Source organism: Kushneria halocnemicola (genome assembly GCF_965650455.1).
GTDB lineage: Bacteria > Pseudomonadota > Gammaproteobacteria > Pseudomonadales > Halomonadaceae > Kushneria.
In genome coordinates, this window is sequence record NZ_OZ287968.1 from 1,398,164 (window position 1) to 1,410,467 (window position 12,304).

At 59.4% G+C, this 12,304-nt stretch carries 9 protein-coding genes; 3 read left to right on the forward strand and 6 right to left on the reverse strand.

The window, feature by feature from the left end:
* Positions 1-37: 37 nt before the first annotated feature.
* The 3 genes from ACS92L_RS06335 to ACS92L_RS06345 all read left to right on the forward strand — a co-directional run bounded on the left by ACS92L_RS06335 (position 38) and on the right by ACS92L_RS06345 (position 3,027).
* Positions 38-1,177, forward strand: coding sequence for a glycosyltransferase family 4 protein (locus ACS92L_RS06335; protein ID WP_438767832.1), 1,140 nt, complete (start codon positions 38-40; stop codon positions 1,175-1,177).
* On the forward strand, positions 1,170-1,943 hold the full coding sequence (locus ACS92L_RS06340; RefSeq protein ID WP_438767834.1) for a DUF2334 domain-containing protein: 774 nt from the start codon (positions 1,170-1,172) through the stop codon (positions 1,941-1,943). Before ACS92L_RS06335 ends, ACS92L_RS06340 begins: the two co-directional genes overlap by 8 nt.
* A 67-nt stretch (positions 1,944-2,010) precedes the next feature.
* Positions 2,011-3,027: a lysylphosphatidylglycerol synthase transmembrane domain-containing protein gene (locus ACS92L_RS06345; protein WP_438767835.1), complete on the forward strand. Its 1,017-nt coding sequence runs from the start codon at positions 2,011-2,013 to the stop codon at positions 3,025-3,027.
* 74 nt (positions 3,028-3,101) lie between these two features.
* Here ACS92L_RS06345 and sucD read toward each other — a convergent pair whose 3' ends face one another.
* The 6 genes from sucD to ACS92L_RS06375 all read right to left on the reverse strand — a co-directional run bounded on the left by sucD (position 3,102) and on the right by ACS92L_RS06375 (position 12,292).
* Positions 3,102-3,974 (reverse strand): succinate--CoA ligase subunit alpha, encoded by an 873-nt coding sequence (sucD, locus tag ACS92L_RS06350; protein WP_438767836.1) that lies wholly within the window; start codon positions 3,972-3,974, stop codon positions 3,102-3,104.
* Positions 3,974-5,140 (reverse strand): ADP-forming succinate--CoA ligase subunit beta, encoded by a 1,167-nt coding sequence (gene sucC / locus ACS92L_RS06355; RefSeq protein WP_438767838.1) that lies wholly within the window; start codon positions 5,138-5,140, stop codon positions 3,974-3,976. The genes sucD and sucC overlap by 1 nt, the downstream gene beginning before the upstream one ends.
* Positions 5,141-5,259: 119 nt before the next feature.
* On the reverse strand, positions 5,260-6,696 hold the full coding sequence (lpdA, locus tag ACS92L_RS06360) for a dihydrolipoyl dehydrogenase (protein WP_438767840.1): 1,437 nt from the start codon (positions 6,694-6,696) through the stop codon (positions 5,260-5,262).
* Positions 6,697-6,795: 99 nt separating this feature from the next.
* A complete protein-coding gene (gene odhB, locus ACS92L_RS06365; RefSeq protein ID WP_438767841.1) occupies positions 6,796-8,457 on the reverse strand; it encodes a 2-oxoglutarate dehydrogenase complex dihydrolipoyllysine-residue succinyltransferase in 1,662 nt (553 codons plus the stop codon).
* A gap of 70 nt (positions 8,458-8,527) precedes the next feature.
* Positions 8,528-11,371: a 2-oxoglutarate dehydrogenase E1 component gene (locus ACS92L_RS06370; RefSeq protein ID WP_438767843.1), complete on the reverse strand. Its 2,844-nt coding sequence runs from the start codon at positions 11,369-11,371 to the stop codon at positions 8,528-8,530.
* A gap of 210 nt (positions 11,372-11,581) precedes the next feature.
* A complete protein-coding gene (locus tag ACS92L_RS06375) occupies positions 11,582-12,292 on the reverse strand; it encodes a succinate dehydrogenase iron-sulfur subunit (protein ID WP_438767844.1) in 711 nt (236 codons plus the stop codon).
* Between the last annotated feature and the right edge of the window lie 12 nt (positions 12,293-12,304).

The following is a 12,304-nucleotide window of genomic DNA, read 5'->3' on the forward strand; positions in this document are numbered from 1 at the left end:
TGATCCAATACGTGCGGTTCGAGGAGGTATCGGCGTAGTGCATATTGCCGACATGACCATGTTTTATGCGCCATCCAGCGGTGGCGTGCGTACCTATCTCGATGCCAAACGCCGTCGCTTGAACGCTACCGCCGATGTTCGGCATACGCTGCTGGTGCCGGGAGAGGCCTATACGCACCAGGCGGATGACCACCGCGTCAATGTGCCGGCCGCGCCCCTGCCGTTCAGCAACGGCTATCGCTTTCCACTGACCCGCGGGCCATGGCGTCGTGCGCTGAGCGATGTTCGCCCGGATCTGGTCGAGGCAGGTGATCCTTATACGGTCGGCTGGGCGGCCATTGCCGGTGCCCGCGATCTGGATATTCCTCTTGTGGCCTTTTATCACTCCGATCTGCCAACCATGATCAGCAATCGGCTGGGCAACTGGTCACGACCGGTGATCAACACCTACATCAAAAGGCTTTACGCCCATTATGACCGGGTGCTGGCGCCCAGCAACGTAATGGCGCAGCGACTTGAAGGGCTCGGCATCCAGCACGTTCGCGTTCAGCCGCTGGGGGTGGATCTGACAACGTTTCATCCTTCCCTGCGCGATAACAGCGTCAAGACCGAGCTGGGGCTGTCCGAGGACACCCGATTGCTGGTCTTTGCCGGACGCGGCTCGCAGGAGAAAAACCTTCATGTCCTGCTGGAGGCGATGCGAAAGCTTGCCGGTCGGGGACAATCGCCCTATCACCTGTTGCTGGTCGGCTCCTCCATGCCGACCCAGGTGCCGGACAACGTGACGGTGATCAACCATTTCTGCCCGACCGCCGAGATCGCGCGCTACTTCGCCAGCAGCGACGCCCTGCTGCATGCCGGCACTCAGGAAACCTTCGGTCTGGTCGTGCTGGAAGCCATGGCCTGTGGTATTCCGGTGGTCGCAACACGCGCCGGGGCACTGGCCGAAAATGTTCCGGAGGGGTGCGGTATGCTGTGCCAGCCGCTGGACAGCGATGACATGATGCAAAGCATTCTTGCGCTGTTTGAAAACGACGCCCGAGCCATGGGTCTGAAAGCGCGCGCGCATGTCGAGCGCCATCACGACTGGAACATTGTGGTGCAGGGTGTCACGCATCACTATCAGGAGCTGCTGGGCATCAGCACAACGGCAAGGGCGAGCGTACAGCATGGCTGACAGGGAATTTGCACTGGTACTGCATGACATTGCGCCTGCCACCTGGCCCGACTATCGCTCTTTTGTCGAGGAGATCGATTGTCTGGGCCAGATCCCCATGACCTGGCTGGTGGTGCCGGATTTTCATCATCGCAGCAATACCTTTGAAGATCCCGGCATGCTGCGTCTTTTGCATCAGCGCATGGCGCGAGGCGATGAGCTGGCGCTGCATGGTTTCTATCACTGTGATGATGCGCCGCCCCCGCGCACCCCGCGCGATTATTTCATGCGCAGACTCTATACCTATGAAGGCGAGTTCTACCCGATCGGTCACGATGAAGCGCTTGAGCGGCTGGAGCGCGGCGCCGAACTCTTTCGCCGTCAGGACTGGCCGCTGGATGGCTTTGTAGCGCCGGCATGGCTTCTGGGTGACGGCGCGCGCCGGGCGCTTGCCACGCAAGGGTTTACCTACACCAGCGACCCCGATCACCTTTATCGGCTGCCGGACTATACGGCCATCAAGGCGCCGTCACTGGTCTGGAGTGCCCGCAGCCGCTGGCGTCGCGGCATGTCATGGGTGGTTAATGAGCGGGCGCGGCGGCGTCATCGACATGAACCGTTGATTCGGCTGGGCCTGCATCCGGTGGACATGCGCCACGACATTTCCCGACGCTACTGGATTGATACGATCCGTCGCCTGCTTGATGAAGGGTATCAGCCGACCACCAAGATCAGCTGGCTACACCGCCAATCAAGCACATCGCCCAATGATATGGCAACGTCGTGACGTCGAACGAATGGGCGCCCCGCGCCGCTGCGTTCGAACATGAACCACTCCCTGATCAGTTAACGTCATGAAAAGAACTCTCTGGCTGCTGGTAGCAGGCCTTTTTGCCGTCATGGCAATTCCCGTGCTACTGGGCGGACGCGATCTATTGCATCTGCTTCCCGGCTTTCCGCCAGGCATCTTCGCCCTGATGCTGGGCATGGTCCTGCTGTGCTGGCTGCTCAATGGCGCCAAGCTCAGGGTCCTGCTGGCCGGACGCGCCGGGGAAATGGGGCTCATGCGTGCGACCGGCACGGTCATGGCCACCGAATTTGCCATCTGCGCCACGCCAGGCGGCACAGGCGGCCCACTGACGCTGATTGCTCTTTTGACTCGCCGTGGCGTGCGCCCGGCGCAGACCACGGCCATCTTTGCCGTGGATCAGATCATCGATCTGCTGTTTTTTTTGTGCTCGATGATCGCGATGATGATTTACGTCATTACCCGCTCCATCGATGCACGTCTGGGCTGGATGCTGGTCCTGCCGATGACCCTTTTGTGCCTGGCGTTGCTGGGCGTGATATTGATGGGTCGCTATCACCGCCGCTTTCTGGTGGTGTCCGGCAGGTTCCTGAGCAGGATGAAGGTCAGCCCACGTCTCCAGCAAAAAACGGTTCGGCGTATTCTGATCTTCAAAAAGGCCTTCACTGAAACCCTGCGACTGCCGCGCTCGGCGCTGGCGCTGGCCTTTGGGCTGGGCATCGTGCACTGGATCGTGCGCTACAGCATTTTATTCGTCACGCTCTATGGTCTGGGCCAGCATCTGGATTGGGCATGGACCTTTCTGGTGCAAATGCTTTCCATGGCGGCCGGTCAGCTGACGCTGCTGCCGGGCGGGGCCGGCGGCGCCGAGCTGTCGTCATCGGCACTGCTGGCGCCAATGGTCGGACAGAGCACGGCAGCGGCGGCCATTTTGATCTGGCGCGCGGTCACCTACTATTTTTATCTGATCGCAGGGGCACCGGTTTTCATGATGATGGCCGGCCGGCCGCTGCTGAAAAAGGTCTTCGAGGGCCGCAGGGCCGAAAAGCCTTCGGACATCTGATTCCCGACCCTGAAAAGCGCATAAAAAAAGGGAGCCGAATGGCTCCCTTTTTGTCTTTGCGCTCTTGGACGACCTTACCAGCCGGTCGCTTCCTTGAGCTTGTCACCGATTTCCGCCAGCGAACGCACGGTGCGAACGCCTGCATCCTCGAGTGCCTGGAACTTGTCGTCTGCTGTGCCCTTGCCGCCGGCAATGATGGCACCGGCATGGCCCATGCGCTTGCCCGGAGGCGCGGTCACACCGGCGATATAGGCCACCACCGGCTTGGTCACGTGCTCCTTGATGTATTGAGCCGCTTCCTCTTCAGCCGTGCCGCCGATCTCACCGATCATGACGATGGCTTCAGTCTCGGGATCCTTTTCGAACATCTCGAGGATGTCGATGAAATTGGAGCCCGGGATCGGATCGCCACCGATACCCACGCAGGTCGACTGACCAAAGCCATGATCGGTCGTCTGCTTGACCGCTTCATAGGTCAGGGTACCCGAGCGCGAGACGATGCCGACACGGCCCGGCTTGTGAATGTGGCCGGGCATGATGCCGATCTTGGACTGACCCGGCGTGATGACGCCCGGGCAGTTGGGGCCGATCAGGCGAACGCCCAGCTGGTCGCACTTGACCTTCACATCCAGCATGTCCAGCGTCGGAATGCCTTCGGTGATGCAGATGATCAGCTTGATGCCCGCATTGGCCGCTTCAAGGATGGAATCCTTGCAGAAGGCTGCCGGCACATAGATGACCGTGGCTTCCGCACCGGTCTGCTCTACTGCTTCACTGACCGTGTTGAATACCGGCAGACCGAGATGCGTCTGACCACCCTTGCCCGGCGTCACACCGCCGACCATGTTGGTGCCGTATTCCATGGCCTGTTCCGAGTGGAACGTGCCCTGACCACCGGTAAATCCCTGGCAGATTACCTTGGTGTTCTTGTCAATCAGGATACTCATTATTTGCCCTCCGCTGCTTTAACCACCTGTTGCGCCGCATCGGTCAGGCTGGTTGCTGCAATGATGTTAAGGCCGCTTTCGGCAAGCTTTTGCGTGCCCAGCTCGGCATTGTTGCCTTCAAGGCGAACTACCACGGGCACGTTGACGCCAACCTGCTCTACCGCGCCCATGATGCCCTCGGCGATCATGTCACAGCGCACGATACCGCCAAAGATGTTGACCAGAACGGCCTTCACCGAGGTATCGGACAGGATGATCTTGAACGCTTCGGCCACGCGCTCCTTGGTGGCGCCGCCGCCCACGTCCAGGAAGTTGGCCGGCTGACCGCCGGAGAGCTTGATGATATCCATCGTCCCCATGGCAAGGCCTGCACCGTTGACCATGCAGCCGATGTTGCCATCCAGCGCCACGTAGTTGAGTTCCCACTTCTGAGCGTTGGCTTCGCGCTCGTCTTCCTGGCTGGGATCACGCATCTCTTCGAGATCGGGATGGCGATACAGCGCGTTGCTGTCCAGATTGATCTTGGCATCCAGGCAGTGCAGATCGCCGCTTTCGGTGATAACCAGCGGGTTGATCTCAAGCAGCGCAAAATCCTTGTCGGCAAACATCTTGGCAAGGCCAAGGAAGATTTTGGTGAACTGCTTGATCTGATCCTTGTTCAGGCCCAGCTTGAACGCCAGCTCGCGCGCCTGGTAGGGCTGCGGGCCGACCAGCGGATCGATTTCCGCCTTGAGGATCTTTTCGGGTGTCTCTTCAGCCACCTTCTCGATCTCGACACCACCTTCGGTGGATGCCATGAACACGATACGACGTGAACCGCGATCCACAACGGCACCCAGATACAGCTCGGTGGCGATATCGGTGCAGTTTTCGACCAGAATCTTCGTGACCGGCTGGCCCTTTTCATCGGTCTGATAGGTCACCAGCTGCTTGCCCAGCCACTGCTCGGCAAAGGCACTGGCTTCTTCAGGACTGGTGACCAGCTTGACACCACCTGCCTTGCCGCGACCACCGGCATGCACCTGTGCCTTGACGACCCAGCGTTCCCCGCCGATTTTCTGACATGCCTTTGCGGCTTCTTCGGGACTGTCTACTGCATATCCCTTGGAGACCGGCAGACCATAATCAGCAAATAACTGTTTTGACTGATACTCGTGAAGATTCATCGTCTCATGCCATTGGTTGCATTGGACTCGATCGATGGGGTGTCGGCCCATGGCCTGCCACCCCATCCCGATTCACTTCGGCCGCGGTCGAAGTGAGGTTCAACGTCAATGTCGAAGCATTAACGCTTTTTGCGGTTTGCCATGTGAATCGCGTGCCCTTCGACTGCCAGCGCCGCTTCATGAACGGCCTCGGACAGTGTCGGGTGGGCAAAGCAGGTCAGCGCCAGATCCTCGGCGCTGGAGCCGAATTCCATCGCAATCACGCCCTGAGCGATCAGCTCACCGGCATGCTGGCCGATGATATGGACGCCCAGAATGCGGTCGGTAGCGGCGTCGGTGACGACCTTGGCCATGCCTTCAGTGGCATTGTTGGCCATGGCACGGCCGCTGGCAGAGAACGGGAAGACGCCTGATTTGACCTCAAAGCCTTCCTTTTTCGCCTGCTGTTCGCTCATGCCGACCCAGGCAACTTCCGGTGCGGTGTAGATGACGCTGGGGATGGCGTCATAATTCATCTGGGCCTTTTCGCCGTGGATGATGTCGGCAACCATCATGCCCTCTTCCGACCCCTTGTGGGCCAGCATCGGACCACGGACCACGTCACCGATGGCGAAAACGCCCGGCGCGTTGGTCTGGCAGGTGTCATCGACCTGGATAAAGCCGCGCTCGTCGATTTCAACACCGGTGCCGTCGGCCAGCAGACTCTGAGTGTAGGGGCGACGACCCACGCAGACGATCAGCTTGTCAAACGTCTGCTCCTGCTCGCCGCTGCTGTCGGTGTATTTCACGACAACTTCGCTGTCCTTGATATCGGTACCGGTAACGCGTGCGCCCAGACGAATATCGAGGCCCTGCTTGCCGAGCAGCTTTTTGGTTTCCTTGGCGATCTGTTCATCAACTACCGGCAGGAAACTGTCCATGGCCTCAAGGACCGTGACTTCACTGCCCAAACGACTCCAGACGCTGCCAAGCTCCAGACCGATCACGCCGGCGCCGATGACGCCGAGACGCTCGGGGACTTCCTGGAATTCCAGCGCACCGGAGGAGTCCACGATCAGGCCCTCGGTCAGCGGCGCCGGGGGGATCTCGACCGGCACGCTGCCGGAAGCAATCACCACGTTTTCGGCTTCATGGGTTTCGCTGTTGCCGTCCTTGTCGGTCACTTCGACCTTTTTACCCGGCAGCAGCTTGCCCGTGCCTTCAAGCGCGGTCACACCGTTGGCCTTGAAAAGCGCACTGATGCCGCCGGTCAGATTGGCAACGGTCTTTTCCTTGCGGGCCATCATCTTTTTGACGTCCATTTGAACGTCACTGACCTCGATGCCCAGCTCGCTGTAATCGTCGCGCGCCTCAACATACTTGTGAGACGTTTCGAGCAGCGCCTTGGAAGGAATGCAGCCCACATTCAGACAGGTGCCGCCGTGTACGGTCTTGCCACTCTTGTTGACCCACTTTTCGACGCAGGCCACTTTCATGCCCAGCTGGGCAGCACGAATTGCGGCAACATAGCCTCCGGGGCCAGCGCCGATCACGATGACATCAAATTTGTCAGCCATGTGTATCCCTGTTCGGTTCATTGTCGATCACCCGGCGCGCAGCCGGTGATCGTTCTAAAACAAGCCCGCCCGGTACAGGACCGGGCGGGATTTCAAGGCTTAAACGTCAAGCAGAAAGCGGGCCGGGTCCTCAAGCAGGCTCTTGATGGCCACGAGGAACTGAACGGCATCCTTGCCATCGATCATGCGATGGTCATAGGACAGCGCCAGATACATCATCGGGCGAATTTCGACCTGACCGTTGACCGCCATGGGGCGTTCCTGGATCTTGTGCATCCCAAGAATCGCTGTCTGCGGCGGGTTGAGAATCGGCGTTGACAGCAGCGAGCCGAAAATACCGCCGTTGGTGATGGTAAAGGTGCCGCCCTGCATGTCTTCGATGCCGAGCTTGCCATCGCGGCCGCGCTTGCCGAAGTCACCGATGTTCTTTTCAACATCGGCAAGCTTCATGGAGTCGGTGTCACGCAGCACCGGGACCACCAGACCACGCGGCGTGGATACGGCAACGCCGATATCCTGATAGCCGTGGTAGACGATATCGGTGCCGTCGATGGAGGCGTTGACATCCGGGAAGCGCTTGAGAGCTTCGGTCGCCGCCTTGACGAAAAAGCCCATGAAGCCGAGCTTCACGTCATGCGCCTTCTGGAAATCGTCCTTGTACTGGCTGCGCAGCGACATGACCGCGCTCATGTCCACCTCGTTATAGGTGGTGAGCATGGCTGCCGTCTGCTGAGCCTGTACCAGCCGCTTGGCGATGGTCTGACGCAGGCGACTCATCGGCACGCGCTGCTCGGGACGCTCGCCCTGAATGGCCTTTGTGGCCGGCGCAGCGGCCTGTTTGGAAACGCCCGTATCAGCAGAAGCGGCAGGCTTGCTGTCGCCACCGCCTTTCTGCTTTTTGGCGCTGCCGGCATCAACAGCTTTCTGTACGTCTTCCTTCAGGATGCGACCACCCTTGCCGGTGCCCTCGATCCTGTTGACGTCCAGATCGTGCTCGGCCACCAGCTTGCGTGCCGCCGGTGCCAGCACCTTGTCGCCGACCTTTTCATCCTGTTCGGTATTGGCATCACCCGATTCGGCCTGGCTGTCGTCGCCGCGGGATTCGGCAGAGGCGCCGGCCGCATCACCACCGCCCTCGCCAAAGCGTGCCAACACCTGCTCGGATGTCACCTGACTGCCCTCGTCGGCAAGAATTTCGGTCAGCGCACCGTCGGAGGGGGCGACAACTTCCAGCACGACCTTGTCGGTTTCAATCTCTGCCAGCACTTCATCACGCTTGACCGGGTCACCGACTTTCTTGTTCCAGCTGGCAACGGTGCCTTCCTGAACGGATTCGGGGAAGGAGGGCGCCTTGACGTCGACCGACGTGCCGGAAGTGGCCGGCTTGTCGCCCCCGCTTTCGCAGGACTCGGCAGGCTTGTCGGAAGAGGCCTTGCTTTCGGCTGCCTTTTCTTCCTTGTCCTGCCCGCCTTTTTCCTCATTTTTCGTATCGGCAGAACCCTTGTCCTGCTTCGCGGACTGGTTGCCGTCGCCCAGACGACCCAGTACCTGTTCGGACTGGCAGGTTTCGCCTTCCTCAACAGTGATCTCTTCTACCGTGCCATCGGCGGGTGCCACGACTTCAAGCACCACCTTGTCGGTTTCGATTTCGACGATCAGTTCGTCACGCGAGACACTGTCGCCCGGCTTCTTGTGCCAGGTCGCTACGGTCCCTTCCGCGACGGATTCGGGAAAGCTTGGCGCCTTGATGTCTGTTGCCATGATTATTCCTTAATATCCTCTACTCGGTAGCCGGCAATCGCGGCACTCATGTTCCTGAGCTTTCAGGCGCTCAACCGTTGAACGCCTTGTCCACCAGCGATCGCTGCTGCTCACTGTGCACTGCCATGTATCCCGCCGCAGGCGCTGCCGATTCGGCACGGCCTGCAAAACCAAGCTCGCCGCCAAGTCCCGGGTTTACCTGATCGGCCACCTTGCGCATGTGATGCTGGCTTTGATACCAGGCGCCCTGATTTTTGGGCTCTTCCTGACACCAGACCACACGTTCGAGATTGGTGTAGCTTTCGATGGCAGCCAAAAGCGAATCTTCCGGGAACGGATAGAGCTGCTCGACACGGATGATGGCCGTATCAAAACGCTCGTTTTCGGCGCGCCACGTGGCAAGGTCGTAATAGACCTTCCCGGAGCAGAAGATCGCGCGTTTGACCTGCTCGGCCTCCAGCCTGCCCTGATCGGGAATGACCATCTGGAAGCGGCCATCGGAGAGCTCTTCCAGTGTGGACGTCGCATCCTTGTGACGCAGAAGGCTTTTGGGCGACATGATGATCAAGGGCTTGCGCAGCCCGCGAACAACCTGACGGCGCAGCAGATGGAAAATCTGCGCCGGCGTGGTCGGCACACAGACCTGCATATTCTCTTCGGCACACAGCTGCAAGAAGCGCTCAAGACGCGCCGAGGAGTGCTCGGGGCCCTGTCCTTCGTAGCCATGGGGCAGCAGCAGGGTCAGACCGCACAGACGGCCCCACTTGGTTTCACCGGATGAGATGAACTGATCGATGACCACCTGAGCGCCGTTGGCGAAGTCACCAAACTGCGCCTCCCAGGCAATCAGAGCATTGGGCGTGGTCGTGGCGTAGCCATACTCAAAGGCCATCGCTCCTTCCTCGGACAGGAAAGAGTCATAGATCATGAAGTCCGGCTGATTGGGCTTGAGACGGCAAAGCGGTGTCCACAGCGAACCGTCCTTCTGGTTATGCACCACGGCGTGGCGGTGAGAGAACGTACCGCGGCCGGTGTCCTGGCCCGTCAGGCGAACCGGGTGGCCCTGATCGATCAGCGTGGCGTAGGCCAGGGTTTCTGCAAAGCCCCAGTTGATGCCAAGACTGCCGGCGATCATCTTGCGACGGTCTTCGTAGACCTTGGCCACCTGGCGCTGCGTGTCGACATCATCAGGGATGTCACACATCTTGGTGGCCAGCTCCTGCATGCGCTTGAGATCGAAGGAGGTGTCGGATTCACCGGTCCATCGATGGCCCAGATAGGGGGTCCAGTCAACAAAGAGATTGCTGTTGGGCTCCTGCACCAGGGCGTTGGCCACGTGATTGCCGTTATCAAGATCTTCGCGATAGCCGTCGATCAGGCCCTTCACCTCATCTTCGTCCAGCACGCCTTCCTCGACCAGCCGACGCGCATAGAGCGTGCGCGAGCTGTCGTGGCTCTTGATCTTTTGATACATGAGCGGCTGCGTGCCGGAGGGCTCGTCCGCCTCGTTGTGTCCGCGGCGGCGATAGCAGATGAGGTCGATGACCACATCCTTTTTGAACTGCTGCCGATAGTCGATGGCCACCTGCGTGGCATGCAGCACGGCATCGGGGTCATCCCCGTTGACGTGGAAGATGGGTGATTGAACCATCTTGGCGATATCGGTGCAGTATTCGGTCGAGCGAGCGTCGTCACGGCGAGAGGTCGTAAAGCCGACCTGGTTGTTGATGACGATATGGACCGTGCCGCCCGTCTTGTAACCCCGCAGCTGCGACATCTGGAAGGTTTCCATGATGACGCCCTGACCGGCTACGGCCGCGTCGCCATGTACGACCAGCGGCAAGACCTGATCGCCTTCGCTGTCGTCACGACGGTCCTGGCGTGCTCGCACGGAGCCTTCGACTACCGGGGTGACGATTTCAAGGTGCGAGGGATTGAACGCCAGCGCCAGATGCACTTCACCGCCCGGCGTCATGACGTTCGAACTAAAGCCCTGGTGGTATTTCACGTCCCCGGAGCCATGTTCGATCATTTTCTTGCCGTCGAACTCATCAATCAATTCACCCGGGCTCTTGCCCAGAATGTTGACCAGAAGATTGAGACGACCGCGGTGCGCCATGCCGATCACGACCTCGCGCACGCCATAGTTGCCCGAGCGCTGGATCAGCTCATCCACCATGGGGATGAAGCTTTCGCCGCCTTCCAGACCAAAGCGCTTGGTGCCCGGATACCGGCTGGCAAGGTAGTTTTCAAGACCCTCTGCTGCCGTCAGACGCTCCAGCACATGCTTGCGCACGTCTGCCGAGTAATCGGGTTTTGAGCGTACCGATTCAAACCGCTGCTCGAGCCAGCGCTTTTCTTCGGTATTGACGATATGCATGAACTCGCAGCCGATCGAGCGGCAGTAGGTCTGCTCCAGCGCCTCAATGATCTCTTTTAACGGAGCGCTGTCCTTGCCAATGAACAGGGAACCGGTCTGAAACTCGGTATCCATGTCGGCATCGGAAAGCTGGTGAAAGGAGAGTTCAAGGTCGGGAACGGTTTCAGCAACACGCAACCCCAACGGATCGATATTGGCCTTTTGATGGCCCCTGAACCGATAGGCATTGATTAACTGAAGTACACGGACCTGCTTGCGGCTGGCTTCTTCGTTGTCAGCGGTACCAGACGCCACCGGAGCCAGTGAACGACGCTCACGCGCGAGGTGATAGAACTGATCGCGAATCGGAGCAAGGGGAACGTCCCGGGAAGGGCCACCATCATAGCCGGGGAGGCTGTCGAAGTACTGTCGCCACTCATCCGGGACAGACTGAGGATCGGAAAGGTACTGTTCGTAAAGCTCTTCTACGTAATGGGCGTTGCTCCCGCTCATGTGCGAGGTGCGCCACATCAACTCCATTATGCCTTCTTGCATCGCTCGATCACCCTGGGTCTGGGGTGGGGTCAGTGATCGCAGTGGGTGCGACCACCTTGATGTAAATCACGAATCGCGCTGTATCTTCTTTGACCCGATCAACCGGGCCGGTTCAAAGCTCGGACTCGAAACACTACCGCCGCCCTGCAGGGCGACGGCAGGCTGCCAATGATAACAAGCAAGGCCTGTCATATTAAGCAAAACCGTATGTCACGCGGTATTGCGCACCAGCATGTCACGGATCTTGCCGATGGCTCGAGTCGGATTGAGCCCCTTGGGACAAACGTTGACACAGTTCATGATCCCGCGGCACCGGAATACACTGAAGGGATCATCGAGTTCCGACAAACGCTCCTGAGTGTGCGTATCGCGAGAGTCGGCCAGAAAGCGATAGGCCTGCAGCAGACCGGCAGGTCCCACGAACTTGTCCGGGTTCCACCAAAACGATGGGCAGGAAGTCGAGCAACAGGCGCAAAGAATGCACTCGTAGAGCCCGTCGAGCTTGTCACGGTCTTCCGGCGACTGCAGCCGTTCGATGGACGGCGGCCGCTCATCGTTTTGCAGATAGGGCTGAATGCGCTCGTACTGCTTGTAAAACAGCGACATGTCGATGATCAGATCGCGGATGACGGGCAGGCCCGGCAGGGGCCGCAGGACCAGCCGGTTGTCCTTGACGACTTCCGAGATCGGCGTCACGCACGACAGACCGTTCTTGCCGTTCATGTTCATGCCGTCGGAGCCGCAGACGCCTTCGCGGCAGCTGGCGCGATAGACCAGCGAGCTGTCCTGCTCCTTGATCATCTGAAGGACGTTAAGGACCATCAGATCGCGCCCCTGAGTATCGACTTCGAAGTCCTGCATCCAGGGCGCATCATCGTTTTCAGGGTTATAGCGGTAAACGGAGACCTGTAATGTCGACATATGGGTCATCCC

Coding starts and splice junctions, on each gene's coding strand:
- lpdA (WP_438767840.1), bottom strand. CDS start 6,696: ATGGCTGACAAATTTGATGTCATCGTGATCGGCGCTGGCCCCGGAGGC.
- ACS92L_RS06370 (WP_438767843.1), bottom strand. CDS start 11,371: ATGCAAGAAGGCATAATGGAGTTGATGTGGCGCACCTCGCACATGAGC.
- ACS92L_RS06345 (WP_438767835.1), top strand. CDS start 2,011: ATGAAAAGAACTCTCTGGCTGCTGGTAGCAGGCCTTTTTGCCGTCATG.
- sucD (WP_438767836.1), bottom strand. CDS start 3,974: ATGAGTATCCTGATTGACAAGAACACCAAGGTAATCTGCCAGGGATTT.
- sucC (WP_438767838.1), bottom strand. CDS start 5,140: ATGAATCTTCACGAGTATCAGTCAAAACAGTTATTTGCTGATTATGGT.
- ACS92L_RS06340 (WP_438767834.1), top strand. CDS start 1,170: ATGGCTGACAGGGAATTTGCACTGGTACTGCATGACATTGCGCCTGCC.
- odhB (WP_438767841.1), bottom strand. CDS start 8,457: ATGGCAACAGACATCAAGGCGCCAAGCTTTCCCGAATCCGTCGCGGAA.
- ACS92L_RS06375 (WP_438767844.1), bottom strand. CDS start 12,292: ATGTCGACATTACAGGTCTCCGTTTACCGCTATAACCCTGAAAACGAT.